The sequence below is a fragment of the Sporofaciens sp. SGI.106 genome (assembly GCF_050314255.1).
Taxonomy (GTDB): Bacteria; Bacillota; Clostridia; order Lachnospirales; family Lachnospiraceae; genus Claveliimonas.
Window position 1 is genome coordinate 1 of record NZ_JBNPMZ010000008.1, and the last position, 25,947, is coordinate 25,947.

Annotated in this window: 33 protein-coding genes and 1 pseudogene; 29 read left to right on the forward strand and 5 right to left on the reverse strand. The window is 42.6% G+C overall.

Annotated elements, in window-relative coordinates; all coding sequences use genetic code 11:
* Window positions 1–281: 281 nt before the first annotated feature.
* From ACQRCC_RS07605 to ACQRCC_RS07620, 4 genes are read right to left on the reverse strand one after another with little or no spacing between them, the layout of a single operon-like run.
* Window positions 282–476, reverse strand: a complete 195-nt coding sequence (locus tag ACQRCC_RS07605) for a hypothetical protein (protein ID WP_427850213.1) — start codon at window positions 474–476, stop codon at window positions 282–284.
* 5 nt (window positions 477–481) lie between these two features.
* On the reverse strand, window positions 482–820 hold the full coding sequence (locus tag ACQRCC_RS07610) for a hypothetical protein (protein ID WP_427850214.1): 339 nt from the start codon (window positions 818–820) through the stop codon (window positions 482–484).
* Between the two features lie 26 nt (window positions 821–846).
* Entirely contained in the window at window positions 847–1,365 is a 519-nt protein-coding gene (locus tag ACQRCC_RS07615; RefSeq protein WP_427850215.1) for a relaxase/mobilization nuclease domain-containing protein, read from the reverse strand.
* On the reverse strand, window positions 1,343–1,729 hold the full coding sequence (locus ACQRCC_RS07620) for a plasmid mobilization protein (protein ID WP_427850216.1): 387 nt from the start codon (window positions 1,727–1,729) through the stop codon (window positions 1,343–1,345). The genes ACQRCC_RS07615 and ACQRCC_RS07620 overlap by 23 nt, the downstream gene beginning before the upstream one ends.
* A gap of 447 nt (window positions 1,730–2,176) precedes the next feature.
* Between ACQRCC_RS07620 and ACQRCC_RS07625 the strand changes: the two genes are divergently transcribed.
* The 13 genes and pseudogenes from ACQRCC_RS07625 (at window position 2,177) to ACQRCC_RS07685 (ending at window position 9,460) form a co-directional block, all read left to right on the forward strand.
* Window positions 2,177–2,359: a hypothetical protein gene (locus ACQRCC_RS07625; protein ID WP_427850217.1), complete on the forward strand. Its 183-nt coding sequence runs from the start codon at window positions 2,177–2,179 to the stop codon at window positions 2,357–2,359.
* A 21-nt stretch (window positions 2,360–2,380) separates the two neighbouring features.
* Entirely contained in the window at window positions 2,381–2,791 is a 411-nt protein-coding gene (locus ACQRCC_RS07630; RefSeq protein WP_427850218.1) for a peptide deformylase, read from the forward strand.
* A gap of 200 nt (window positions 2,792–2,991) precedes the next feature.
* On the forward strand, window positions 2,992–3,120 hold the full coding sequence (locus ACQRCC_RS07635; RefSeq protein WP_427850335.1) for a TfoX/Sxy family DNA transformation protein: 129 nt from the start codon (window positions 2,992–2,994) through the stop codon (window positions 3,118–3,120).
* Between the two features lie 64 nt (window positions 3,121–3,184).
* Window positions 3,185–3,949 (forward strand): arginase family protein, encoded by a 765-nt coding sequence (locus tag ACQRCC_RS07640; protein ID WP_427850219.1) that lies wholly within the window; start codon window positions 3,185–3,187, stop codon window positions 3,947–3,949.
* A 267-nt stretch (window positions 3,950–4,216) separates the two neighbouring features.
* A complete protein-coding gene (locus ACQRCC_RS07645; RefSeq protein ID WP_427850220.1) occupies window positions 4,217–4,558 on the forward strand; it encodes a MarR family winged helix-turn-helix transcriptional regulator in 342 nt (113 codons plus the stop codon).
* Between the two features lie 211 nt (window positions 4,559–4,769).
* Window positions 4,770–5,054: a co-chaperone GroES gene (locus tag ACQRCC_RS07650; protein ID WP_427850221.1), complete on the forward strand. Its 285-nt coding sequence runs from the start codon at window positions 4,770–4,772 to the stop codon at window positions 5,052–5,054.
* A gap of 25 nt (window positions 5,055–5,079) precedes the next feature.
* Window positions 5,080–5,667 (forward strand): annotated as a pseudogene (locus ACQRCC_RS07655) (TCP-1/cpn60 chaperonin family protein); the annotation flags it as partial.
* 124 nt (window positions 5,668–5,791) lie between these two features.
* Entirely contained in the window at window positions 5,792–6,013 is a 222-nt protein-coding gene (locus ACQRCC_RS07660) for a hypothetical protein (RefSeq protein WP_427850222.1), read from the forward strand.
* Window positions 6,014–6,323: 310 nt separating this feature from the next.
* Window positions 6,324–6,740: a helix-turn-helix domain-containing protein gene (locus ACQRCC_RS07665; protein WP_427850223.1), complete on the forward strand. Its 417-nt coding sequence runs from the start codon at window positions 6,324–6,326 to the stop codon at window positions 6,738–6,740.
* Between the two features lie 238 nt (window positions 6,741–6,978).
* Entirely contained in the window at window positions 6,979–7,383 is a 405-nt protein-coding gene (locus tag ACQRCC_RS07670) for a hypothetical protein (protein ID WP_427850224.1), read from the forward strand.
* 2 nt (window positions 7,384–7,385) lie between these two features.
* Window positions 7,386–7,598, forward strand: a complete 213-nt coding sequence (locus ACQRCC_RS07675; RefSeq protein WP_427850225.1) for a helix-turn-helix transcriptional regulator — start codon at window positions 7,386–7,388, stop codon at window positions 7,596–7,598.
* A gap of 443 nt (window positions 7,599–8,041) precedes the next feature.
* Entirely contained in the window at window positions 8,042–8,704 is a 663-nt protein-coding gene (locus tag ACQRCC_RS07680) for a pentapeptide repeat-containing protein (RefSeq protein ID WP_427850226.1), read from the forward strand.
* Between the two features lie 150 nt (window positions 8,705–8,854).
* Window positions 8,855–9,460, forward strand: a complete 606-nt coding sequence (locus ACQRCC_RS07685) for a helix-turn-helix domain-containing protein (protein ID WP_427850227.1) — start codon at window positions 8,855–8,857, stop codon at window positions 9,458–9,460.
* Between the two features lie 124 nt (window positions 9,461–9,584).
* Here the strand turns inward: ACQRCC_RS07685 and ACQRCC_RS07690 are convergent, their stop codons facing one another.
* Window positions 9,585–10,025, reverse strand: a complete 441-nt coding sequence (locus ACQRCC_RS07690) for an Hsp20/alpha crystallin family protein (protein ID WP_427850228.1) — start codon at window positions 10,023–10,025, stop codon at window positions 9,585–9,587.
* A gap of 288 nt (window positions 10,026–10,313) precedes the next feature.
* On the opposite strand from ACQRCC_RS07690, the gene ACQRCC_RS07695 reads away from it, so the two are divergent.
* The 16 genes from ACQRCC_RS07695 to ACQRCC_RS07770 all read left to right on the forward strand — a co-directional run bounded on the left by ACQRCC_RS07695 (window position 10,314) and on the right by ACQRCC_RS07770 (window position 25,942).
* Window positions 10,314–11,030, forward strand: a complete 717-nt coding sequence (locus ACQRCC_RS07695; RefSeq protein ID WP_427850229.1) for a Type 1 glutamine amidotransferase-like domain-containing protein — start codon at window positions 10,314–10,316, stop codon at window positions 11,028–11,030.
* A gap of 11 nt (window positions 11,031–11,041) precedes the next feature.
* On the forward strand, window positions 11,042–11,962 hold the full coding sequence (locus ACQRCC_RS07700) for a LysR family transcriptional regulator (RefSeq protein ID WP_427850230.1): 921 nt from the start codon (window positions 11,042–11,044) through the stop codon (window positions 11,960–11,962).
* 29 nt (window positions 11,963–11,991) lie between these two features.
* Window positions 11,992–12,666, forward strand: coding sequence for a Crp/Fnr family transcriptional regulator (locus ACQRCC_RS07705; protein ID WP_427850231.1), 675 nt, complete (start codon window positions 11,992–11,994; stop codon window positions 12,664–12,666).
* Window positions 12,667–12,792: 126 nt separating this feature from the next.
* Window positions 12,793–13,815 carry a molybdopterin-binding protein gene (locus tag ACQRCC_RS07710; protein ID WP_427850232.1) on the forward strand — a complete coding sequence of 341 codons (1,023 nt, stop codon included), beginning with the start codon at window positions 12,793–12,795 and terminating at the stop codon, window positions 13,813–13,815.
* Window positions 13,816–13,830: 15 nt separating this feature from the next.
* Entirely contained in the window at window positions 13,831–14,883 is a 1,053-nt protein-coding gene (locus tag ACQRCC_RS07715) for an XdhC family protein (RefSeq protein ID WP_427850233.1), read from the forward strand.
* A gap of 32 nt (window positions 14,884–14,915) precedes the next feature.
* Complete coding sequence (gene modA / locus ACQRCC_RS07720) at window positions 14,916–15,797, forward strand: molybdate ABC transporter substrate-binding protein (RefSeq protein ID WP_427850234.1); 882 nt, start codon at window positions 14,916–14,918, stop codon at window positions 15,795–15,797.
* A gap of 39 nt (window positions 15,798–15,836) precedes the next feature.
* On the forward strand, window positions 15,837–16,532 hold the full coding sequence (gene modB, locus ACQRCC_RS07725) for a molybdate ABC transporter permease subunit (RefSeq protein ID WP_427850235.1): 696 nt from the start codon (window positions 15,837–15,839) through the stop codon (window positions 16,530–16,532).
* A 13-nt stretch (window positions 16,533–16,545) separates the two neighbouring features.
* Window positions 16,546–17,607, forward strand: a complete 1,062-nt coding sequence (locus ACQRCC_RS07730) for a sulfate/molybdate ABC transporter ATP-binding protein (protein ID WP_427850236.1) — start codon at window positions 16,546–16,548, stop codon at window positions 17,605–17,607.
* A gap of 68 nt (window positions 17,608–17,675) precedes the next feature.
* Window positions 17,676–18,254, forward strand: coding sequence for a xanthine phosphoribosyltransferase (locus ACQRCC_RS07735; RefSeq protein ID WP_427850237.1), 579 nt, complete (start codon window positions 17,676–17,678; stop codon window positions 18,252–18,254).
* Window positions 18,255–18,386: 132 nt separating this feature from the next.
* Entirely contained in the window at window positions 18,387–19,082 is a 696-nt protein-coding gene (gene yqeC / locus ACQRCC_RS07740) for a selenium cofactor biosynthesis protein YqeC (protein WP_427850238.1), read from the forward strand.
* 85 nt (window positions 19,083–19,167) lie between these two features.
* Complete coding sequence (locus ACQRCC_RS07745) at window positions 19,168–20,568, forward strand: uracil-xanthine permease family protein (protein ID WP_427850239.1); 1,401 nt, start codon at window positions 19,168–19,170, stop codon at window positions 20,566–20,568.
* 34 nt (window positions 20,569–20,602) lie between these two features.
* Complete coding sequence (locus ACQRCC_RS07750; protein ID WP_427850240.1) at window positions 20,603–21,403, forward strand: FAD binding domain-containing protein; 801 nt, start codon at window positions 20,603–20,605, stop codon at window positions 21,401–21,403.
* Window positions 21,400–21,858, forward strand: coding sequence for a (2Fe-2S)-binding protein (locus tag ACQRCC_RS07755; protein ID WP_427850241.1), 459 nt, complete (start codon window positions 21,400–21,402; stop codon window positions 21,856–21,858). The genes ACQRCC_RS07750 and ACQRCC_RS07755 overlap by 4 nt, the downstream gene beginning before the upstream one ends.
* A gap of 3 nt (window positions 21,859–21,861) precedes the next feature.
* Entirely contained in the window at window positions 21,862–24,153 is a 2,292-nt protein-coding gene (locus ACQRCC_RS07760) for a xanthine dehydrogenase family protein molybdopterin-binding subunit (RefSeq protein WP_427850242.1), read from the forward strand.
* On the forward strand, window positions 24,146–24,727 hold the full coding sequence (locus ACQRCC_RS07765) for a nucleotidyltransferase family protein (RefSeq protein WP_427850243.1): 582 nt from the start codon (window positions 24,146–24,148) through the stop codon (window positions 24,725–24,727). The genes ACQRCC_RS07760 and ACQRCC_RS07765 overlap by 8 nt, the downstream gene beginning before the upstream one ends.
* A 201-nt stretch (window positions 24,728–24,928) precedes the next feature.
* Window positions 24,929–25,942: a hypothetical protein gene (locus tag ACQRCC_RS07770; protein ID WP_427850244.1), complete on the forward strand. Its 1,014-nt coding sequence runs from the start codon at window positions 24,929–24,931 to the stop codon at window positions 25,940–25,942.
* The last annotated feature ends 5 nt before the right edge of the window (window positions 25,943–25,947 follow it).

The following is a 25,947-nucleotide window of genomic DNA, read 5'->3' on the forward strand; positions in this document are numbered from 1 at the left end:
GTCTATTTCGATGGAAAGGAGGAAAGATGGCAGGAAAAGAATATACAGCGAAAGACAAGATCTTTTCTAAAATGACAAGAGAAGGACTGACGGAAGAAACGTTCCGAGAAAGCTCTGTCAAAAAAATCAGCCAGAAAAGCCGGGATGAACCTGAACTTGACATTAAGGAGAGAGAGGCGGAGAATTCGGATCCTGGCAAAAGGCTATCGGACGGTTCCGGAAGAACTGATAACCGACGTATGAGAAGGTATGTGCATGTTTATTGTAAAATAGAATATTTTTCATTTTTCTCCAAAAAGTGCTTGCAAAAAACAAAGATGTTCCTGCGCTTCTTCTATCTTTAACCGGATGTCAGTTTCCTGTTTTCTCAGATCTTCTCTGGTGTCATAACCGTGATCCTGAATATAAATCAAGGTATCTGCCATTTGCTGCAGATTGCTGATCTTCACTTTCCGGGCATAAGACTGATTCTGCATTGCCTTTACATTTGTCTGGAGATCCGTCTATCCCTGTCCGGATGAAAATATCGGTAGCTTCCTCTTTTCTCAATGACAGAAATATTGTATTTGTCCAAAAGCAGAGATTGGAATTCATCGAAACTTCCGGATAAGTGCGAGCAGTCATTAATGGCATTCTGCAGAAATTGCTTTTGTGTCTGGAATACACTCGAAGCCGGTTTTAGTCCGGCAGCACGGATTTTCTCATTCACTTGATCCGTTTTCTCTTGTCCATGCGTCTTTGCCCAGTATTCTCCTCTTGTCATTTTTGCAGGTGCCGGAGAAAGCAGGTCCACCTGATGGAGCCCTTCCCGGTCACACATCTCCATGACTTCTTTTTTTAAATGATTTAGAAATCTTGTTGTGGAACGGTGCTTAATCCGGCTTCATGCTCATGTGGCTTGTCCATGTAATCCTGCCGGTCAACTGCATATTTCCGGACACTGTTAATGACAATATGGGTATGAATGTTACCGGAGCCATTATGCCCATCCGTATGAGTGACGATCAGTGCCTGATAACCAGGAAAGTTTTTTCTGGCAAAATCCAGACATAATGCCTGTGCCTTTTCTCCGGTGAGTCCACATTCTGTTGCATCGGCAGGGTCAAAACTGATGATGTAATGGTGGCTTTTGATATCCCCTCTTTTTTGATTTTTGTGAAAAAATGTATTTGTCTTTTCGCACTCTTTGTCAAAAGCTATTGGGTCACAATGCAGTCCGTCCATATAGAATTCTTCTCTCAACAGTTTCCTACCGGAATCATCAAGAATCTGTTTTCCTGTTTTTTCGTTGTGTTGGAAAAGCAGATATTCCAGTGCATCGGAATAATTTGCATTTCTGCTTTTAATGTGTTTGATTATGGCCATGCAATACACCTGCCATTCGTAGTACTTCTTTTCTTAAGGAAAACAGATCAGAGATACACTGCCGGATTTCATCTTTCATTTCCGCAGAGATTTCCCCACCAGTGTTAAAATATCTTGCGATCTGATTAAGGTTTGATCCGATTTTTCCATATTCATTGACCAAGTTTCTTAGTTCATCCATGTCAGCTACAACCTCGATTCTGTTTGTAATTTCCTTTTCAAGAAGTAATTTTCTCAAGTACTCCGATCTGGAAATGCCAAGTGTGGATGCCCCCTGATCTAAAAGAGCCTTATCTGCATCAGTAAGTCTTACAGCTACAAAATGTGGATGAGTAACATCTTTCCTTTTATTTGTTCTATGCATATTCCTCCCTTCCATTTGCACCTATGTTGCTGCGACCACTTTTTAGTGGAAGCCAGAAGACATCTGTGATGTCAAAAACGAGGGCATGGGGGCGCTGCAGGTCCAGTGGACCTGCGTTTAGCGCGGACCGTAGTGGAACGAAGACCGTAATCCCCATCAAGATGAAAACCCGTAAGTGGAATAGTTGCCAAAATGGCACTACTGTTAAACACGGGTGGATCTTGCTCTTAGAAAAAGAACCTTTCACTTATATGGGAAAAGAGAGTCCCTTATACAACATGGAAATGAAAAAACCTCGCTATGGTAGAAATATGATTTTGTTGATATAATCACTATATAGTTCGGAGGGATTGATCAAATGGGATTGTTTAAGAAAAAAGGAAGAAATTGATTGAAGAAAGATATCAACACTTGAAAATTCTCCTCCCATTTGCAGATTCTGAACAATTGAATTTATATGATGAAGTAATGGATCAGATTGGTTCTCTGAATCAACAGATTGAAATCAAGAATGATATGCTGAAAGAAAATGCAAGGCAAAAAAGAAAAAGGAAACACGAGGCATTTTGGGAAGTTACCGGATTTTCTTATATGGTGGATGAATTCAGTAACTCACAGAAAAAGAGATGATATGACATGGAGGAATGATAGATGGTAAAACCGATAATGAAAGATGTGTTCTTTCTGGGACAAAAATCAGAACCTGCTACAAAGGCAGATCTGCAGGTGGGGAAAGATCTGCAGGATACCTTACAGGCAAATCGTTCCGGTTGTGTGGGTATGGCTGCAAATATGATCGGTGTGAAAAAGAGAGTCATTATTGTGAATATGGGATTTATAGATATTGTGATGTTTAATCCGGTACTGCTAAGCAAGGATACTCCGTATGAGACGGAAGAAGGATGTCTCTCTCTTACCGGTGTGAGAAAAACTACGAGATATGAAAATATCGAAGTGGAATATTATGATATGAACTGGAAAAAACATCGACAGAAACTGAGTGGCTGGCCGGCACAGATCTGTCAGCATGAGCTGGATCATCTGGAAGGAATTTTAATTTAGCGGATTTTTGAAATAACAGGAGTGAATGCTAATGGCATCGGAACGAACGGACGAATTATATAAGGTATTGCTGGACAGAGGATATCCTAAAGAGTTCTGTGCGAAAATATCCTATAATAATATGAATACAGGTAGGCATATACTCTGTTGATGAGTTAAAGAAAGTTGGTGCTAAGGCAGCTTGGTAAAAAATACAAGAAATTGATGAGTCGGCTTGTATCAATCGGTTAATGGAACTGGAAGGTGCTATTGAAGGGATAAAGAAAACAATACTGCCAGATGAAGTGAAAGCTGATTTGAAAGAGTTTTATCAGCGGAACAAGAAATAAATATTAACACTTCCCACACCTCTAAGGTGCGAACTTTATTTGGGGTATGGAAGAGGAGGATTCAATGAAGAATAATGAAGTAGTGTTCCTGGATTTTTCTCATATATACAGTGAAGAGACGAAAGAGTGGGTTCAGGAAGCAAGAAGACTGGACTTAAGTGATATCAATGGGACTACTATGTACTGTACCAGGGAGGCCGAAGAAGAAATCAGGCACCGTCTTGAGAAAAATGGTCCGGAAGGAATCCACTTTCTGGATAATGGGAATTATCATTATGTTACGAAGTTTTTCGTGGAAAAGATAAAACAGCCATTTTCATTAGTTTTATTTGATCATCATTCTGATATGCAGCAGCCCATGATTCATGACCTGACCAGTTGTGGAAGCTGGGCTGGGGAACTATTGCAGAAAAATCAATTTTTAAAGCAACTGATCCTCATTGGTCCGTCGCGCCAAAGCCTGAAGAAAATTCCGAAGGAACGGATGGAAAAACTTGTTTGTATAAGCATGCAGGAAATTGAGGTGGAAGATATGGAGGAAGAAATCCAAAAAATCCGACAGAATCTGCCGGTTTATATTTCCATTGACAAGGATGTATTGGACCGCTATAGTGCCCGTACAAACTGGAGTCAGGGAACGATGTCCGTTGCAATGCTAGAGAGGATATTGAAAGAAGTCTTTCTTTGCCAACAAGTGATCGGAGTGGATATCTGTGGGGAGTGTGACCTTTCCGAACCATTTGGGGAACTTCTGGAGGATGAGCGGATCAACCGTACGACCAACCGATTACTGTATGAATTTTTGCAGGCACAGTTTTCCAAACAGTAGTTAATTCCTAATGCTTGTACTCATATTAAAAACCTCCTTCGGAATATAATTGGTTTTTAGAAACAGGCAGGGCCTTTTATGCCCTGCCTGCCTGTAAGAAAAATCTTTTTCCTTCCTTTGTTCTATGTGCAATATAACACGAATATCAGCACTCGTCAATAGAGAGTGCTAAAAAATATGTGGAGATTTTGTGAACTTTGCGAAATGAAATAATTACTGATCTCAGATTATGAGGAACAGAGCACTGAATTACGGGAAAAATATAATATGAAAAGAGCAGAACTGGAGATATTATACTTCCTCTCAAAATGCGGAACACATAATACCGCTACGGATATCTACCATCAGTTAATGATGAATCGTGGACATATTTCACAGGCAGTTGACAGTCTCTGCAGGAAAAATTATCTTATTGCGATACCGGATAAGAATGATCGAAGATGTATTCATTATGAAATAGCTGATTTTGCGAAGGAACTGGTAACAGAAATGACGAATAGAAGGGAAGCAATGAACAGTATGATTTTAAAAGGTGTGTCGGAAGAAGAATTGAAGGTTTTTTGGGCAGTATCGGAAAAAATCAGGAATAATATAAATGAATTAATTTAATTGATGAAAAGATGCAAAGTAATGATTAAAGTGCTTTGCATCTTTTTTTATTATTCCGAAAAACTATTGACAAGAAAAATACAGGCGATATAATGTTTTAAAATTAAAAAGTTTAAAAACAAAATGTGTTTCGGCAGAAACATATTTTTTTGCAAAACGCGGTGGCACTCAACTAAAAAGAGTGCAAACAAAAGAAAGGCGGGTTATTCACATGAGATTAAAACCATTGGGTGACAAAGTAGTTCTTCAGTATCAGGATGTTGAAGAAAAGACAGAATCAGGAATCATTCTGCCAGACAGCGCAAAAGAAAAATCGCAGGAAGCTGTAGTAATCGCAGTTGGTCCGGGAAAATGTAAAGACGGACAGAAGGTTGCCATGCAGGTAAAAGAAGGAGATAAAGTCATTCTATCTGAATATGGCGGAACAGAAGTAAAAATTGGCGACGAAGAATATAAAATTGTAAGCCAGGACAATATTCTGGCAATTGTAGAGTAATAACTGTTGAAAGAAGGAAATTATCATGGCAAAAGAGATTAGTTTTGATATTGATGTTCGAAAAAAGATGGAAGCCGGCGTAGACAGACTGGCAGATACAGTAAAGGTAACATTGGGACCAAAAGGAAGAAATGTTGTATTGGATAAATCTTACGGTGTACCATTAATTACAAACGATGGCGTGACCATGGCAAAAGAGATTGAATTGGAAGATCGTTTTGAAAATATGGGAGCACAGCTTGTAAAAGAGGTGGCTACCAAGACAAACGACATTGCAGGAGATGGAACAACAACCGCTACAGTTCTGGCACAGGCACTTGTGAAAGAAGGAATGAAAAATATTGCAGCAGGTGCAAATGCAATTGTTTTAAGAAAAGGAATGAAGAAGGCAGCAGATGTAGCTGTACAGGCGATTGAAGAAATGAGCCATCCTGTTACAGGTAAGGAACATATTGCAAAAGTAGCTGCAATCTCTTCCGGTAATGAAGAAGTCGGTGAGATGATTGCCGATGCAATGGAAAAAGTCGGAGAGAACGGCGTCATTACGATTGAAGAATCAAAGACCATGAAGACGGAGATTGACTTAGTCGAAGGTATGCAGTTCGATAATGGATAAAAGCCTCAAAAACTATCAATGCAACCTGTAGTTTACATTTAGAACTTCGATTGTGGTGGTCTTTCAGACATTAAACAGGTATCATTAATACGAACAAGTTGTTCAGATAGGAGGACGCACTATGACATTAGGCGAAAAAGCTATATGGGGTATGCCTCTGTGGCATATAGGTGATAACGCACGGGCTTTAATTGCTTTGGGAGATACCGAAGCCACAGGAAATGTATTTCAAAAAATCGGAGAGTTTTCCACACAGGACATTGCTGCTGTAAAGAAATCGCTTGATACAATTGTTCCGACCTACCTTTCGTGGGCAAAAGAGATAATTAAGCTGTTTTTATAAGGCTTATCTCTTATTTCTTCATGCTATAAGCTATCCAAAGGGGGCAATGATTCAGGCAACAGAAAATGGCTTGGTTTGGTATCTCTAATACGACAGATTCCAGTTCTTTTCTCGGACAGAGACTATCATTAGTACTGTTGTTACGGCGGCGATTAGTTTTTTGATTGGATTGTTGAAACACATTTTCTTAAATTGAGCAACATTTTGCACTTGCTACGTTAAGTAGCATAAATGTAATCGCTTGTTTCTTGTGGAATTCTTGCAGAATCGCTATGATGAGCGTGCAAACAAAAATGAGGAGGATTCAAAAATGAGTTTAGGAGAAAAAATCAGAGAACAAAGAAAACAAGCAGGTCTTTCACAGGAACAGCTTGCTGAAAAGTTAAATGTGTCCAGACAGGCAATTACCAAATGGGAAACGGACAAAGGTATTCCCGATGTTGCCAACCTGATTGCAATCAGTGATGAATTTGAGCTTAGCCTGGACGAATTGATTAAGGGAAATGTTACCGTAAAAAAGAAAATAATTGCCGATAGCTCTGCTAAGAAATGGCACATATTGGTTATTGTGTACTTATTGGCTATTGTGGCATATGTTGCCTATTTTGCAGTCTGCCATAGGATTTTGATGATTGGATTTTTGATTGCAACACTGTTTATGCTCTTTTTTGAACTAAGGATCTTTATAAAGGAGAAAATATACCGTCAGCAACAAGAAATGGTCTGAGGAAGATGACTGTATTTCCAACTGAAAGTGTTTAAATTTGAAATCGGAAACTGGAATTTTACCAAATACTAATATGATGTGAAGCAGAGTCGATGGATTTGTGAGAACATACAGACCATCGACTTTTTCTAACATTATAATGTTAGAAATAATTCACTTGATTATTGACTTAGAATAAAACATGTGATATATTTATAACACGCATAAGTTATAAATATATCACATGGAGGTTTTAGTTATGAAATCAAAAGTCTCATTGAAAGAATTAGTTGGAACGAAAATTGTTTATGCGCTTTTACTGTTTTGTTATTATTGGATGTGGGCAAGGCGGGATTGGCATGACTACTATATGTCCATTCAATATGCTGTTGCCGGGTTCACAATCATATTTTTCGTAATGCAAGCAGACCGTATTCGTAAGTATAGCAAGGAAACAAAGGATGAATTGGCTATTTGTAACTTAAGACGTGCAGATTCGATCTGCCTGAAAATTATGCTCGTTGTTACTGTCGTTATTGCCTTTGCAGGGGCAATTACAATCTTAGATGGCGTCATGGCAGGATATGCACTAGTCGGAGCAATCCTTCTTCTGGCAATTATTCGGTTTATCATTTTCTGTATTATGGACAGTAAGGGGGTCTAAGTATGGCTCTCAAAACGAAAGTTAAGGAATATCGTGAAAAAGCAGGATTGAAACAGGCTGATTTGGCAGAATTGGTACATGCAAGGCGTGAAACTATCGTTCATTTGGAGAATGGAAGATACAATCCATCATTGAAATTAGCAATGGATATCGCAAAAGTCTTTTCGGTTACTGTTGAAGAATTGTTTGAGTTTGTAGATGATGAGAAAAATTAAAACTAAATTATATTCATTTGCAATAATGATACCTTCGTATGATATCATTTCATACGGAGGTTTTCTTTTTTTACAAAAAAGGCGCAATCGGATGAATTTATATTTAATTTATGGTTTATGCCGCTGTCTTTTATTATTGGATTTTTTGTTGCGATGCCGTTACATGAATTTCTTCATGCTATAAGTTATCCAAAGGGGGCAATCATTCAGAAAAAATGGAACATGCCCAGTCTGTGATTGACAAAGTATAAATACTTGTTATAAATATATCTTATAAGATTAAAGGACGGAATAAAAAACAGATTGCTTCACAGGCTGTGCCGGACTGCATTACCATGGCAATCTCACTTGCTGTTTATTGGAAGGTCAATCAAGAATTGCATAAGATCTCAAGTTAGATTCCAATTTATTGAGCACAAATAATGTTAGGAGAAACGCATTCAATGGAAAAACATCAGAGGAATATTATTGTTGAAGATAGAAATGAATCATATAGATTAGTTTCAGATTGTTCAAGGTGCAGTGGATTATGTTGTATCGCATTGTACTGTTTTAAATCAGATGGATTCCCACAGAATAAACCGATAGGAAAACCTTGTATAAATTTGATATATAGAATGTTTCAGTTGCGTTTTTTCCTATATGAGAGTAAGAAGCTGGCTTCATCTGAGATACTATTGCCGGAAATAGAACAACTTCTGCAGAAGAATGATGCAATTTGCAAGCTATCCATTGAGGAAATGCTTCATTATCCTATCGATTCTTACCAGGACAAGGTTAATTATATTTTGAAAAAGTCTTGTGTTGAATTAAAAAAATTTCTCGGAGTAAAAAAAGTAACAGAGACAAATTTTCTTAACCGGAATTTTAGAGGGAAAAACTTGAGTGGTTTTGATTTTAATATGAAACCATTGATTGCATCTGATTTTCATAATTGCAAATTGAAAGGTGCAACTTTTATTAGGACTGACACAAGAGATGCAAATTTTGATGGGGCGGATTTAAGGGAAGCTGTGTTTCTGTCGCAGGGACAGATAAACGCAGCTAAAGGGAGTCGCAGAACAAAGCTCCCAAAGCATTTGAAATATCCTGTCACATGGAAATAACAGACAATATGCGCTCATAAAGTATTATGGAATATGTGTGGAGCATATCTACGCAGCGTAGAATCCGCTGAAATTCACCATTATCTACGAGGCGTGGGTGTGAAGTTAAATAAAATTGAAGGATAATCAATTCAGAAAGGAGGAAATCAAATGGACCAAATAAAAATTGGAAAATTTATTGCTGATGAGAGAAAGCGAAAAGGATATACACAGAAACAGCTGTCTGAAAAATTAGAAATCAGTGATAAGACAATTTCAAAATGGGAACGTGGAAATGGTTTTCCGGAAGTATCATTGCTATTGCCTCTGTGCAATGAGTTAGAAATAACAGTGAATGAACTTTTATCCGGAGAAAGAGTTTCTGAAGAAGATTATCAAAAGAAAGCGGAGGAAAATATGGTGAATTTAGTAAAAGAAGCACAGGAAAACAGAAAGAAAATTATTTTATCAGCAATGGTAGCGTTACTTACTTCAATTGCGGCTATCCCTTTGTTTGTTTTGTCGGGAGTACTGGCAATGGAATCCTGGATGCGGCTATTTCTTATTATTTGGGGGTTATGTATACTTGTAATCGGGATTGTTATTGCCTGTGTTCTTGACCGAGATGCAGGAGCATTTGAATGTCCGGAATGTAAAACTCGATTTATTCCAACTATGAAGGATTATGTTATGGGACCCCATACCCTTACAAAACGTAAACTGGTTTGTCCAAATTGTGGAGCACACAAGTATTGTAAAAAAGTGCTGACAAAATAAAGAATTATAGTGGAAAGTAAAACACAAGATTATATCTGAATAAAAGACATAAAATAGCCCTTCTCACAAAGAAGGGTTCAGACTGTAGACAGGCAGGAACATTTTGTCCTGCCTGTCTGAATTATTAACCTTCAATAGAAATGGAGTGGGGGTCATTCTCCAATACTTTTTGTTCTTTCGGAACAGTAAAGGATAGAATACCATTCTCAAATTTCGGATGAATGTCTTCTTTTTGAACATGTTCACCTACATAGAAACTTCTGCTTACATTTCCGGCATAACGTTCACGGCGGATGTATTTACCTTTTTTATCTTTCTCATCTTTATCCAGTCCTTTTGCAGCACTTACTGTTACGTAGCCTTTTTCAAGCTGAATCTGAATCTCATCTTTCTTAAATCCCGGAAGATCAATATCCACTTCATAAGTGTTGTCCTTTTCTCTGACATCGGTCTTCATAATATGGGAAGCATGTTTACCGTATAATTTCTTATCGATGTCCGGAAAAGCAAAACCATCCATAAAATCATCAAATAAACTTTCTCCAAAAATACTAGGCATTAACATAAGTCATATCTCCTTTCATGACATAAACTGAAGTTTGCACTATCGGAGAAATCCGAAGTGTTGATTTATGAATATCGGGAAGATAATTATTTCTCTTCCCATGTTCTATTTGTACTATAACACATATGTTATCACTCGTCAATAGCGAGTGATAATAAAAAGTGTGAAAATTCTGTGAATTTAGATGAAAGAACTTTTTTATTAGCGAGGATATGCGGTGGAAAGGACATAGACAAATAGAAAATAACACGTTATAGTAATACTAGCTTTATACGAGGAGGAGTGTATATGAAGAGCATATTTCTTACAAGCAGTCCTACCGGACCGCTGGATGGAAGCAGACCGGCCGAAGGTCTGGATGAAATGAATGATTTTGTGATTAATCTGAAGAAATTGTGGAAGAAAGATTCCAGATGTTTGATGATTACGGCATTTCCGGCTTGTTTTTGGGAAAATGATGAGATGACAGCCTTTTTTGCCGGAGCAGTAGAAAAATCAGGTCTTAGTATTAGCGACTTTGATTTGTGGGATGACAGGACAATCGATTTTTCACAGGAGATCCTGGCTTCTTATGATGTGATTTTCCTCGGAGGAGGTCATGTGCCGACGCAGAATGCTTTTTTCCGGAGAATTGGTCTGAGAGAAAAGATACAGGACTTTGAAGGCATTATTATAGGAATCAGTGCAGGCAGTATGAACAGCGCGGATGTCGTATATGCGCAGCCGGAACTGGAGGGAGAATCTCTGGATCAGAATTATCAGCGTTATCTGCAGGGGTTGAATCTTACAAAAATCATGATTCTTCCGCATTATCAGATGGTGAAAAACAGTATTCTGGATGGAAAGAGACTGTATGAGGATATCACATATCCGGATAGTATGGGAAAGGAATTTCTGATTCTTCCGGATGGAAGTTATCTGAGCATTGTGGATGGAGTGGAGACGGTCCGGGGCGAAGCCTGGACATTAAAAGATGGGATTCTTTTGGAAAAACGGACAAAATAAGAGGATGGAAAATGACATTAACACAGTTGAACTATCTAATAACAATTGCAGAAACGAAATCATTGAATAAGGCTGCAGAGCAGCTGTATGTGTCACAGCCATCTCTGACTAATTCTATGAAAGAGCTGGAAAGAGAGTTGGGGATTACTTTATTTAACAGGAGTGGAAGAGGGGTTACACTGACTAATGATGGAAGAGAATTCCTTCTTTATGCAAAACAGCTTTATGGGCAGTATGAAAATATTCTTGAAAAATATGGAAAAGGCGGTTCTTATAAAAAGAAGTTTGGGGTATCTACTCAGCACTATTCATTTGCTGTGAAAGCATTTGTAGATATGGCGAAGGAATTCGATATGTCAAAATATGAATTTGCTATCCGGGAAACAAAAACGGCAGAAGTTATCAGTGATGTCAGTACGATGAAAAGTGAAATAGGAATTCTTTATCTTTGTGATTTTAACCGAAAATCTATGGGAAAATTGCTACAATCTGCCGGGCTTGAATTTTCTCATCTCATAGAATGTCAGGCATATGTTTATATCTGGAAGAATCATCCGCTGGCGGGCGAAAAGGCAATCAGCTTTGAGCAGCTGGAAGGATATCCGTGTCTGTCTTTTGAGCAGGGGGATAACAGTTCTTTTTATTTTGCAGAGGAAATACTCTCTACGAATGAATATTCTCAGGTGATTAAGGCAAATGACAGAGCCACGATGCTGAATCTGATGGTGGGGTTGAATGGCTATACTCTCTGTTCAGGTATTATATGTGAAGAATTGAACGGAAGTGATTTTGTTGCAGTTCCCTTTGCTGATGATGAAAATAATAAAAACAGTGTGATGGAAATTGGATATATCACAAAAAAAAATACGCTGCTGAGTAAGATGGGTGAACTGTACGTTGAGAAATTAAAACGGTATTTAATAGATAATTGATCTTGATATTGGATAACAGGGAGTTGCTAATGGATTTGAATAAAGAAGTTTATAATTGCCTTCTGTTCCGGGAGATGGACAGGCAAAAAGCAGAGAGTATTATTTCCTCCCTTGGAGGCAGAATCAGACAATATCAGAAAAATGAGATGGTTATTTCTGAGAAAAGCATGGTAAACGAAATAGGAGTTCTTCTCTCCGGAGAAATCTGTAAGGTGCAGTTTTATTCAGATGGGACAGAACAGATGGTCCAGAAGCTTAAGCCTTCCTACGTAGTAGGGCTGGAGATAGCAGTCAGTGTGAAGAAAACAAGCCCGTATTCCATGTATGCCTCACAGCCGTCCAGTGTATACTGGTTTCCGGTCAGATGTATCGAGCAGCCGGGAACATTGGAGGATGGGGACAGAATCTGGTTTTATCAGAGAATCGTGAAATTTCTTGCAAATGAAGATATTCGTAAGTACCGCAAGATAGAGATTCTGTCCTCCGGAAATGTAAGAGAAAAGATAGAGAAGTATCTGAAGATACAGAGGCTGCGCTATCAGAGCGATGATTTTTACATAGATTTTAACCGGGAGCAGCTTGCAAATTATCTGGGATTGAACCGGAGTGTGCTGTCACATGAGCTGAAGAAGATGGAAAAAGAAGGTATATTGACCGTAAAGAAAAATCATTTTATTTTATCGGACGAGAGATGGGTTTCCTGAGCCTGTCTCTCTTTTTTTACGCAATCTATTTTTTTGTGTAAAAATGTTGTTTGGACAACTTTAAAAAGTATAAAATGTTGTTATACTCATAAAAAGAAAGAATATCGTCACAAGGGAGTGGAGAAAATGAAACTGGTGAGAACAGAAGATGCCGTTGGGCAGGTGCTGTGTCACGATATTACACAAATTATCAAAGGTGTTACGAAGGATGCGGTTTTCCGTAAAGGACATGTGGTGACGGAGGAGGACATTCCGGTGCTCCTGTCTGTGGGAAAGGATCATCTCTATATCTGGGAGAAGGATGAGAAGATGCTCCATGAAAATGATGCGGCGCAGATTCTCTATGATATCTGTAAGAATGAACACATGCGTCCTTCAGAGATAAAAGAAGGAAAGATTGAATTAATTGCTGAGTGTGACGGGCTGTTAAAGGTGGACACAGAGAAACTGAATCGCATCAATTCTCTGGGAGAAATGATGATAGCCAGCCGCCACGGAAATTTTCCTGTGAAATCAGGGGATAAGATTGCAGGAACAAGGATTATCCCCCTGGTCATTGAGAAAGAGAAGATGGAGAAAGCAAAAGAGGAAGCGGGGGACAGGCCCATATTCGAGATACTTCCTTTTAAGAAACGGAAGGTTGGAATTGTTACTACCGGAAATGAGGTCTTCTATGGAAGAATTCAGGATACATTTACACCGGTAATTGAGGAAAAACTGGCAGAATACGATGCAGAGATTATTGCCCATGAGATCAGCGATGATAATCATGAGAATATAACTGCGCGGATACAGAAGATGCTGGATGCGGGAGCGGATATGATTATCTGTACCGGAGGAATGAGCGTAGATCCGGATGACAGAACGCCACTTGCTATCCGTAACTGCGGTGCGAGGATAGTGAGCTATGGGGCACCGGTGCTTCCGGGAGCGATGTTTCTTCTGGCTTATTATGGGGAGAATAATATTCCGGTCATGGGACTTCCGGGATGTGTCATGTATGCGAAGAGGACGATTTTTGATCTGGTGCTTCCAAGGGTGATGGCAGGAGAAATCCTGGAGAAGAAAGATCTGGATCTGCTGGGAGAGGGCGGCCTGTGTCTCTCCTGTCCGGTATGTACATTCCCGAACTGTGGGTTTGGAAAGTAACAGGGAGGCAAAACAATGCTGGAATTTTATAAGGCTGTGGAATCAGCGGACAGGAATCAGCAGAATCTGGTGGCAACGGTGTTGTCCGGGGAGAGTATTGGTGAAAAGGCACTGATATGCAATCGGAAAATCGTTTGGAAATCCTGCGAAAATGGCTTTTTTGATCAACATCGGGAAGAGACAGAAGCCATTGAAGAGAGCGGACGGTTTCGAATCGATGACCAGGAAGTGTTTTGTGAGATTCTCGGCCGTGAGAAGAAGATGGTAATCTGCGGCGGCGGACACGTATCGATTCCGATTATTCAGATGGGACGGATGCTCGGGTTCCATATTACGGTGTTGGAAGACCGGCCTGTGTTTGCTGATAATGCCAGAAGAGAAGGTGCTTCGGCTGTTTATTGTGAGCCATTCGAGGATGGGCTCCGGCGGATAGAAGGGGATGAAGACACATACTTCATCATCGTAACGAGAGGACACCGTTATGACCAGGTCTGTCTGGAGAATATTGCCCGGAAAAAACATGCCTATATTGGGATGATCGGCAGCAGAAAGAGGGTTAAGCTTGTAAAGGAAACCATTATTGCCAATGGAGGAGATCCTGCGGTTATAGAAGGAATTTACTCGCCCATCGGACTGGATATCGGCGCAGAAACCCCGGAGGAGATTGCCATTGCAATTATGGCGGAAATTATCGAGGTAAAGAACCGGAAGAAATGTGACGGTGGGTATCCGAAGGAAATTCTCAGGGAAATCTGCCGGGAGGAATCCGGCTGTGCCGGTGAAGGCGACAAAAGATGTCATCAGGTGATGGCGACCATTGTTGGAAGAAAAGGTTCGGCACCCCGGAAGGTGGGGACAAAGATGCTCATCTGTCCGGATGGAACGTGTATCGGGACAATCGGGGGCGGATGTGCGGAGGCGGAGATTTATCGGAAAGCACTGGAGTTTATCCGGAACGGCCGAACAGAGCCCGGTATTTATAAGGTGGATATGACCGGAGCAGATGCCGAAGAAGAGGGAATGGTATGCGGCGGCGTTATTGAGGTGTTACTGGAAATAATAGAATAAAAATAAATAACAAAAGAAGAGGAAAAATAAAAATGTTTAAAAAGATTGTAAGCAGTTTATTAGTGACGGTAATGGCAGGAAGTATGCTTATGGGATGTGGAAGCGAGAAGGCAGAACAGAGTACACAGGAAAACGAAAAGGAAGAAACGGCAGAGGCAGAAGAAACGGAGATTCAGGTGTTTATCGCAGCCAGTCTGAATACAGTTATGACAGAGTTGGCTAAAATGTATAATGAGGAGCATCCGGAGGTTAAGATCACCTATAATGCAGACAGTTCAGGTACTCTGATGACACAGATTGAAGAGGGATATGAATGTGATATTTTCTTTTCTGCGGCACAGAAACAGATGGACCAGCTTGAGCAGGACGAACTCCTGGTGGATGATACAAGAGCAAATGTTGTGAATAATCAGGTTGTAGTTGTGACACTTAAAGACAGCGGAACGAAGGTGACCGGTCTTGAAGATATCGGAAATGCGGGCAGTATTGCGCTGGCGGGCGGCAGCGTTCCGGTTGGAAAGTATACCAGACAGGCAATGGTGAATCTTGGTATGCTGAATGCGGCAGAGGATGTGTCTGCCATTTCCACAAAGGAAATATCGGATGCACTCGGCGGTGTGGAAATCAGTGAGCAGGATAATGTAAGTAAGGTACTGACAGCAGTGGCAGAAGGCTCCTGTGAGGTGGGAACGACTTATTATTCCGATACTTACGGATATGAAGATGAGTTGGTGATTCTGGAGAAAGTCAGCTATGATCTGACTGGTAATGTTATTTATCCTATTGCCCGGGTAAAAAATGACGAGGCAGATGATGCACAGGCAAAGGCGGCAGAAGATTTTCTGAAATTTATTTTGTCTGATCAGGCAAAAGCAGTATTTGATTCCTATTATTTTGATACAGATGTGGAGTAGGCAGAGGAAAAGCCGGGCGAATGCCCGCGGGAGAGAACGATGGCTGAGATTTTGAAAAATCTGGACTGGAGTCCGCTGTTCATTTCCCTGAAGACAGGGGTGGTAGCGACCGTAATTTCCTTCTTTCTGGGGATATTTGCGGCAAGGAAGGTGATAAAGGCAGCGCCGGGGAAAAAGGCATTTCTGGATGGAATCCTGACCCTTCCTCTGGTGCTTCCGCCTACCGTTGCGGGATTCTTCCTGCTTCTGATATTCAGCAGGAGGAGACCGCTGGGAATTTTTTTATATGAAAACTTTGATATCAAGGTGGTACAGACCTGGCTTGGGTGTATTATTGCGGCAACGGTCATTGCGTTTCCTCTTATGTACCGGAATGCCCGGGCGGCTTTTGAGCAGATTGATGTGAATCTGGTCTATGCGGCAAGGACTCTGGGCATGTCTGAGTCCAGGATCTTCTGGAAGGTGGTTCTGCCTTCTGCAGGCCCGGGAATTGCGTCCGGCACGATACTTACCTTTGCCAGAGCGCTGGGAGAGTATGGGGCAACCTCCATGCTTGCCGGGAATATTCCGGGGAAGACGGGAACGATTTCCCAGAAGATTGCCATGGTGATACAGGATGGAGATTATGTGACTGCGGGAATCTGGGTTGCTATCGTAATTGTCATCGCTTTTGGAATTATTGTTCTCATGAATTTGATTTCCGGCAGGAAGATGAAGCATGTGAAGCGGTGGTAGAGGAGAGAAGAAGATGGGAGTAAGTATTAATATCAGGAAGAATCTGGGAAGCTTCTGCATGAATGTACAGTTTCAAAGCGAAGCTTCCCGCATTGGTATTCTGGGGGCCTCAGGATGCGGAAAAAGTATGACGCTTAAGAGCATCGCAGGGATTGAAACCCCGGATGCGGGAGAAATTGTCATTCATGACCGGGTGCTCTATCATGATAATCAGAAGGTAAATGTAAAGCCTCAGAAGAGAAATATCGGGTATCTGTTTCAAAACTATGCTCTCTTTCCAACCATGACGGTTGAGAAAAATATTGCCGCGGGACTGAAAGGAACGAAACAGGAGAATCAGAGACGGGTTAGGGAGATGGTTCAGAGATTTCGCCTGGAAGGTCTGGAAGAACGGCTTCCGGGAGAGTTATCCGGCGGGCAGCAGCAAAGAGTGGCGCTGGCGAGGATTATGGCTTATGAGCCGGAGGTCATCCTTCTGGATGAACCATTTTCAGCGCTGGATATGTTTTTAAAAGACCGGCTTCAGCAGGAGCTTATGGAGATGCTGAGGGATTATGAGGGAACGATCATCATGGTGTCTCATGACAGAGATGAGATTTACCGTTTTAGTGAGGATCTGGTCATTATGGATCAGGGAAAGGTGGTAACGAGCGGAAAAACGAAGGAAATCTTTCAAAATCCGGGGAAGGTGGAGGCGGCACGTCTGACTGGCTGCAAGAATATTTCCAGAGCGAAAAGGCAGGGGGAGCATGCGTTGACTGCCCTTGACTGGGGTGTGGAACTGTGTACGGAGCAGAAGATACCGGAAGGTGTTACCCATGTGGGCTTCCGGGCTCACGAGTTCCTGCCGGTCTGGGGAGAGCGAAAGAATAACTGTATCAGAGCAGAAATAGCCGGCAGTGCACAGCTTCCGTTTGAAAAAAACTTCTATATCCGTCCGGAGACAGAGGATGCTTCGGGTATGGAAAATATCTGCTGGTTTCTGCAGAAAAAGCAGTGGGAAATACTGGAGAACAGAGGAATGCCGGATTACCTGCAATTTCCGGAGGAAAGTCTGTTATTCTTAGAGGAGTAGTGTTTACAACAAATATGGAAACTGGTACAATGATACTTAAATAAAAAATACAAAAGGAAGAAAAGAGCATGGAACTTTTAAAAGAGCGTATTCGAAGAGATGGTATCATTAAGCCGGGTAATGTGTTAAAGGTTGACAGTTTCCTGAATCATCAGATGGATATTCAGTTATTCAATGAAATCGGAAAGGAATTCAAGCGCCGTTTCGCGGATGTGAAGGTGGACCGGATTCTGACAATTGAAGCTTCCGGTATCGGTATTGCGGCTATCGTAGCGCAGTATTTTGACTGTCCGGTGGTATTTGCCAAGAAGACACAGTCTATCAATCTGGACGGAACGATGCTTTCAACACAGATAGAATCATTTACACATAAGAGAACGTATGAAGTGATCGTGGCAAGCCGTTTTATTCAGCCGGGCGAAAATGTTCTGATCCTTGATGACTTTATGGCAAATGGTTGTGCGGCGGTCGGGCTTGCAGATCTTGTGGCAGCTGCTCATGCGAATCTGGTGGGAATTGGCATTGTTATTGAGAAAGGGCAGCAGCAGGGAGGTGCGATGCTCAGGAAAAAAGGTATTCGCGTGGAATCTCTCGCAATTATTGATGAGATGGATGCTGAAACTCAGAGCATTACATTCCGTGAATAGAAGTATTGAAGTTTATAATATTTATCATATCAGATGGGCAGCAGTGTCCATCTGTATTTACGTTACCATGCATACGCCAAAAAGGTCCGGAGGACCTGTTTTAGTAATGGTATATTTGGAGGAATGTGGAAAATGAAGCTGGTTGAGGGTGAATTTTCATTTCTAAAAGAAAAAGGGCACGTCATTTCGATTGTCGGGGCCGGAGGAAAGACGACTCTGATGTACTGGCTTGCCGAAACCTTTGCCGAAAATGGAGCCCGTGTACTTGTCACGACAACTACGCATATTTACCAGCCGGAGGAAGAGCATTGGGCGAAGAACTGCCGGGAGCTAACAGGACTTTGGAGTCGCGGAACCTATGCAGTGATGGGAACACCTGACGGAAACGGAAAATTAACCGGACTTCCGGAAGAAAAACTTAAGTCCTGTATGAAGATGGCGGATGTGGTTCTGATCGAAGCAGACGGAGCCAGAAGATTGCCCTGCAAAATACCGGCAGCCCATGAACCGGTCATACCGGATTTCAGTGATATTGTAATCGGTGTGATGGGAATGAGCGCTTTGGGGAAGACTCTGAATGAGGTATGTTTCCGTTCCGAAGAGGCAGCGAAGCTTTTGGGTGTAACTTTGGAAGAAAGCCTTTCAGAGGAGATGATGGCGGAAATTCTTGCATCAGATCGAGGTACCAGAAAGAATGTGGGAACGAGAGAATATTATGTGGTTCTGAATCAATGTGACTCGGAAAGAAATATTAAGGCAGGAAAAGAAATTATTAAATTGCTTCCTGAACGATATCATGCCAAAGTAGTTCTTACATCTTATTTATAATATTTATGATAGATGACTTCCATAAATGGAGCTTCATTTGATATAATGAAAAAGCAAATCGAATAAACTTAAGGAGAAAGAGAGTATGGAAAAGAAACTTATGAACACGGATGCTGCGATGGGCAGTCCGTATCAATTTGAGGGAAAACTTCCTCTGAAACAGGCAATTCCGCTGGGTCTGCAGCATGTGCTTGCGATGTTTGTCGGTAACCTGACCCCGATTCTGATTATTACTGCGGCATGCGGTGCTGAAGATTTCGCAGGGATCCAGGTGTCTCTGCTTCAGAATGCAATGCTGATCGCAGGTGTTGTTACATTGATTCAGTTGTATGCAATTGGACCAATCGGAGGTCAGGTTCCGATTATCATGGGTACCAGTTCCGGATTTATCGGAGTATTTCAGAGTATTGTAAATATTATGGGAGGCGGTGTTGTAGCCTATGGCGCTATTATGGGAGCCAGCCTGATCGGCGGCCTTTTCGAGACAGTGCTGGGTGCATTCTTAAAGCCGCTCCGCCGTTTTTTCCCTTCTGTTGTTACTGGAACGGTCGTTCTGGCAATTGGTCTGTCTCTGATTGGTGTGGGAGTTAGTTCCTTTGGAGGCGGTTCTGCAGCAAATGATTATGGTTCTGCAGAGAATCTCCTGATTGCACTGGTGGTTATGATTATTATTCTGGTGCTGAAGCACGGAACGAAAGGACTGACAAGTTCATCCTGCATTTTGATTGGTATTATTGCCGGATACATTATCTGCGCAGTTTTGGGAGCATTTCTTCCGACTACTGCAGTGAATGCGGAAGGAGTGGAATTTACCAAGGCATGGGTTCTGAACTGGGACAAGGTTGCACAGGCAAAATGGTTCGCTGTACCACAGTTTATGCCTGTAAAGCCGATATTTGATCTTCGTGCGATTGTTCCGGTTATGATTATGTTTATTGTTACTGCAGTGGAGACGGTAGGTGATATTTCCGGATGTATTGAAGGAGGTATGGGACGTGAGGCTACTGACAAGGAGCTTTCCGGCGGTGTTATGTGTGATGGTGTCGGTTCTTCCATTGCCGCATTTTTTGGCGTGCTTCCGAATACTTCCTTCAGTCAGAATGTTGGTCTTGTTACCATGACTAAGATTGTAAACCGTTTTGCTCTGGGCTGCGGAGCTGTTTTTCTGATTCTCTGCGGTCTTCTTCCGAAGCTGGCGGCACTGGTATCTATGATGCCTCAGCCGGTACTTGGTGGTGCGGCGGTTATCATGTTCTCATCCATCGTTATGAGTGGTATTCAGCTGATTACAAAGGAGCCGCTGAGTGCCCGTAATATGACGATCGTATCGGTTGCACTTGGTCTTGGATACGGAATCGGATCCAATAGTGCAGTTCTGTCCGGACTTCCGGAGCTGGTGAAGCTTCTGTTTGGCGGTTCAGGAATCGTTCCGGCTGCATTTGTAGCAATTATTTTGAATGTATTGCTTCCGAAAGAGGAAAACTAGGATTAGCAGCATTCGTAATGGGAGGTTGGAGAAGATGCTTTCATTTAATCAGTATGTTCGGGCGAAAAGTCTGGAAGAAGCGTATGAATTATGTCAGAAAAAAAGTAATGTAGTGCTGGGCGGTATGCTGTGGCTGAAAATGCAGAATGGGACAAAGGGGACGGCGATCGATCTGTGTGATCTGGGACTTGACCAGATTGAGGAAACGGCAGAGGAATACCGTATTGGTGCCATGGTGTCCCTGAGGGCACTGGAGATGCATGAAGGTCTCAGTGCATTTACACAGGGGGCGATGGCAGAGGCTGTAAAGCATATTGTGGGAGTGCAGTTCCGTAATCTGGCGACCGTGGGGGGAAGCATTTACGGACGGTTCGGTTTTTCGGATGTCATGACTCTGTTCATGGCGTTGAATGCGAAGGTGGAGCTGTATCACGCAGGCGTTATGAGCATGCAGAAATTTGCTGATTTTCCAAGAAAAACCCGTGATATTCTGGTTCGGGTGATTGTGCCGAAGAAGGCAGAGAGGACCGTATATCTATCCATGAGAAATACAGAGACGGACTTTCCTGTCCTGACCTGTGCTCTTTCTCTTTCGGAGGGAAAATATACCTGTGTCGTTGGTGCACGCCCATCTTTGGCGAAGATTTATGAGGATGAGAAGAATATTCTGGCAGAAGGAATTCATTCGGAATCGGCGGAAGCATTTGGACAGGATATTGCATCCCGGGCAGAATTCGGAAGCAATATGCGTGGAACAGCAGAATATCGTAAGAAAATATGTGCGGTGCTGGTACGCCGTGCTGCGCTTGCATTGCAGGAGGAAATGGAAGTATGAATATAGAACTTACATTAAATGGAAAAAAGATTTCCGCAGAGATAGAACCGGATATGCTTTTGATAGATTTTGTAAGAGCTCATGGATGCTATTCGGTGAAGAGGGGATGTGAAACAGCCAATTGCGGTCTTTGTACGGTATTGATGGATGGTGTGCCGGTGCTCTCCTGCAGCGTGCTGGCAGCCCGTGCAGCGGGGCATCAGATTCAGACCCTTGAGGGACTTCAGGAGGAGGCAGAAGAATTCGTAGGATTTATAGCAGATCAGGGAGCGGAGCAGTGTGGCTTCTGTAATCCGGGATTTGTGATGAATACCATTGCTCTGCTTCGGGAGAACCCGGATCCGTCCGATGAGGAGATTAAGGCATTTCTGGCAGGAAATCTGTGCCGCTGTTCCGGATATGAGGGACAGCTCCGCGGAATCCGCGCATATTTAGACTGGAAGAAAGGAGTGTAGGGCATGGAACAGAATCTGAAGTCGGTAGGAAAGCCGGTGCGCAAGAAGGATGCCATGCAGCTCCTTCTGGGAAAACCGGTCTATGTAGATGATATTACACCTTCTGATGCGCTGGTGGTAAAGGTTTTGCGAAGCCCGCATGCCCATGCGCTGATTGAAAATATTAAAATGGATACGGCTCTTAAGGTGCCGGGAATTGTAGGAATTTATACTTACAAAGATGTTCCGCAGAAGCGATTCACCATGGCGGGGCAGACTTATCCGGAACCCTCACCTTATGACCGTCTGCTTCTGGACCAGAGAGTCCGCTTCGTGGGAGATGCGGTTGCCATCGTAGCAGGAGAGACGGAGAAAGCGGTAGACCGGGCACTGAAGATGATCAAGGTTACGTATCAGGTATTGGAGCCTGTGCTGGATTTCAGAACGGCGAAGGATAATCCGATTCTGGTACATCCGGAGGACAACTGGCAGTCGCTCTGCCCGGTTGGAGCAGATAATAAGCGAAACTTATGTGCCAGTGAGGTGTCTTCAGACGGAGATGTGGATGCAGTATTTGCAGACTGTGATGAAATCGTGGAGCATACTTATCATGTGAAGGCATGTCAGCAGGCTATGATGGAGACTTTCCGCACTTATACGGAGATTGACCGCTACGGAAGACTCCATGTGATCAGTTCTACGCAGATTGTATTCCACTGTCGTCGTATTATTGCCAATGCGCTGGATATTCCGAAATCAAAGGTTCGAGTGGAGAAGCCACGTATCGGCGGCGGATTTGGTGCAAAGCAGACCGTAGTGGCAGAGGTGTATCCGGCATTCGTCACATGGAAGACGAAGCGTCCGGCAAAGATGATCTATACCAGAGAAGAATGTCAGACAGCAGCAACTCCGCGTCATGAGATGGAAGTAAGAGTGAAGCTGGGGGCTTCAAAGGAAGGAAAGATCCGTGCGCTGGATGTGTATACCCTGTCTAATACGGGAGCATTTGGCGAGCATGGACCGACAACGGTAGGGCTGTCCGGCCATAAATCCATTCCTCTTTACACCGGAGGTCTGGAGGCACACCGGTTTGCCTATGACGTGGTCTATACGAACGTCCAGGCGGCCGGAGCATACCGCGGTTATGGCGCAACGCAGGGACTTTTCGCGGTAGAGAGTGCTGTCAATGAATTGGCCGCAAGGCTTCGCATGGATCCTATCGCACTCCGCGAAAAGAATATTGTGCGGGAAGGCATGGTTATGCCGGCATATTACGGAGAGAAAGCGGATGCCTGTGCACTGGATCGCTGTATTACAAAATGTAAAGATATTTTCCACTGGGATGAGAAGTTCCCGGTTCGGGATATGGGAAATGGAAAGGTGCGGACGGCAGGTATGGCTCTCGCCATGCAGGGCTCCAGTATATCGAATCTGGACGTAGGTTCCGCTACCATGAAGCTGGGAGACGAAGGTTTCTATAATCTGATGATCGGTGCTGCGGATATGGGTACAGGCTGTGATACGATCCTTGCCCAGATGGCAGCAGAGTGTATGGATTGTCCGGTAGACGAGATAGAGGTGTTTGGGGCAGACACGGATTCCTCCCCATATGACTCCGGTTCCTATGCGTCCTCCACCACCTATCTGACGGGAAAAGCGGTGGAGATGGCCTGCGAAGAGCTGAAAACGAATATGTGTAAAATAGCTGCAGAGATGATGGGCTGCAGTCCGGAAGAGACAGAGTTCACAGGAGATGGTGTCCGCAGGCTGGACGGAAGTGGATTCGTATCCCGATTTGATATTGCAACGAAATCCATGCTGAACAACAGCATTTCCGCACAGACTACAGCGAGTCATTCCTCAACGGTATCACCTCCGCCTTACATGGTAGGTATGGTAGAAATCGAGTTGGATAAAGAGACCGGTAAAGTTGAGATTCTGGATTATGTGGCAGTGGTAGACTGCGGAACACCGATCAATCCGAATCTGGCACGCATCCAGGCAGAGGGAGGAATTGTACAGGGTATCGGTATGGCACTTTCCGAAAATGTGACCTATGGACCGAAGGGAAATATTCTGGAAAATTCCTTTATGCAGTATAAGATCCCGACTCGTCTGGATATGGGACATCTTCAGGTGGAATTTGAGTCCAGTTATGAGCCTACGGGACCATTCGGAGCAAAATCTATCGGTGAGATTGTTATCAATACCCCGGCTCCGGCGCTGGCACACGCAATCTATAATGCAACCGGAGTATGGCACAGAACTCTGCCGATCACTCCGGAGAAGATTCTCATGGGGATAGAAGATGAATAAGCATATCATTTATCTGGCGGCTGGTAACAGCCGCCGTTTTGGTGAAAATAAATTGTTATATTGTTTCGATGGGAAGCCGTTGTATCGATACGGGCTTGATATGCTGCAGGAAGTATGCAGAAAAAGAGAAGACTGTATGCTGTATGTGGTTTCACAGTATGAAGAAATACTTCAATATGCCAGTGAACAGAAAATAATGGCGGTAAACAGCCCTCAGAGCAAAGAGGGAATGTCATATACGATCAAGGCTGCCATCAAAGCACTGGAAAATATCCAGGAAGAAGATTTTCTGATATTCGTGGTGGCTGACCAGCCGTATCTGAAGGCTGAGACTTTGGAATGTCTGCTGGACCGTGCGACTGGGGATGTAGAGACTATTTCTCTGTCCTATAGGGGGACACCCGGCAATCCGGCCGTGTTTGCGGCGTGTTTGATACCGGAATTACTTGGCCTTAAGGGAGATGAAGGCGGGAGGAAAGTAATACGGAATCATACCTGTATTTACGTGGAAGCAGCGGAAGAAAAGGAGCTTCGGGATGTGGATACACTAAAGATTTTAAAGGAACATTTATAAAAAATAATTATGGAAATAAAAGAAGAAAAAATTAAAAATATAATTGAAAAAAAATTTCCAGTGTGCTAGTATCATAATAACCGTGGATATTTCTGGGAATAAGAGAGTAAATATACATGAAAACGAGGCAAGGGAATATGAATGGTTAATAACAAGGAAATTATAGCTGCTATATTTGCAGCGGAAGGGAGATCATGATTTATGAAGAAAAAAATTATCGCTTCTTTATTGACGGCTTGTCTTGCAGCAGCAATGATTCCTGCAACAGTCTTCGCTAAAGATGCAAAACTGGATCCAATTGTGACAGAGACTCTGCGTGCACCTGCATCAAGGTATGCAACAAATGTTTCTGTAAATGTAACAGGTATTCCGGAGGATGGGGAGCTGTCCGGAAACAGTGCAGATTATTTAACAGTTAAGGGATCAATCCATGATATTTACAATCAGTATTATATTGGTCTTTGCGCAAAAGAAGGATTTACGATTGACAGTGTAGACAGCAACCGCGGACATTTATGGGGATATGGACCATATACAATCTGGTCCCTGTGTAATGTAACAGATGTGACTGTAAACATGACCCATACATGTGTTGAGGGTGAGGAGCCTGAAGTAGTGGAGCCGACATGCACAGAGCCGGGACTTCTTACATATAGATGTATATACTGCCACGGCACTACAAGAACAGAGACTATTGATCCACTTGGTCATGACTGGGGCGAGCCGACATTCAACTGGTCAGACGATTTGGAAAGCTGTGAGGCAACTTTCGTATGTAACAGAGATGCATCTCATGTAACTACACTGCCTTGTGATGTAACCAGCGAAATTACAAAAGAGCCTACAACGGAAGAAACAGGAATCAAGACATATACTGCAACTGTAACATTCGAGGAGAAGACATATACAGACCAGAAAGAGAAAGAACTTGACAAACTTCCAAAGGAAGATCCGAAAGATCCGGAAGATCCGGAAGATCCATCAAAACCGTCAGATCCGACAGACCCGTCAAAACCGGCTGATCCATCAAAACCGGGACAGGGAAATAACGGAAATGCAGGAAACAAGACAAATACAGCTGCAAATGCAAAAGCTAAGAGCACTACTCCTAAGACAGGAGATGAGAACTCAGTTTATCAGTGGATTCTGTTAATGGCACTTGCAGGAGCTGCAGTAACTGGAACCGTTGTTTACAGCAGAAAGAGAAGAGCATAATTAAG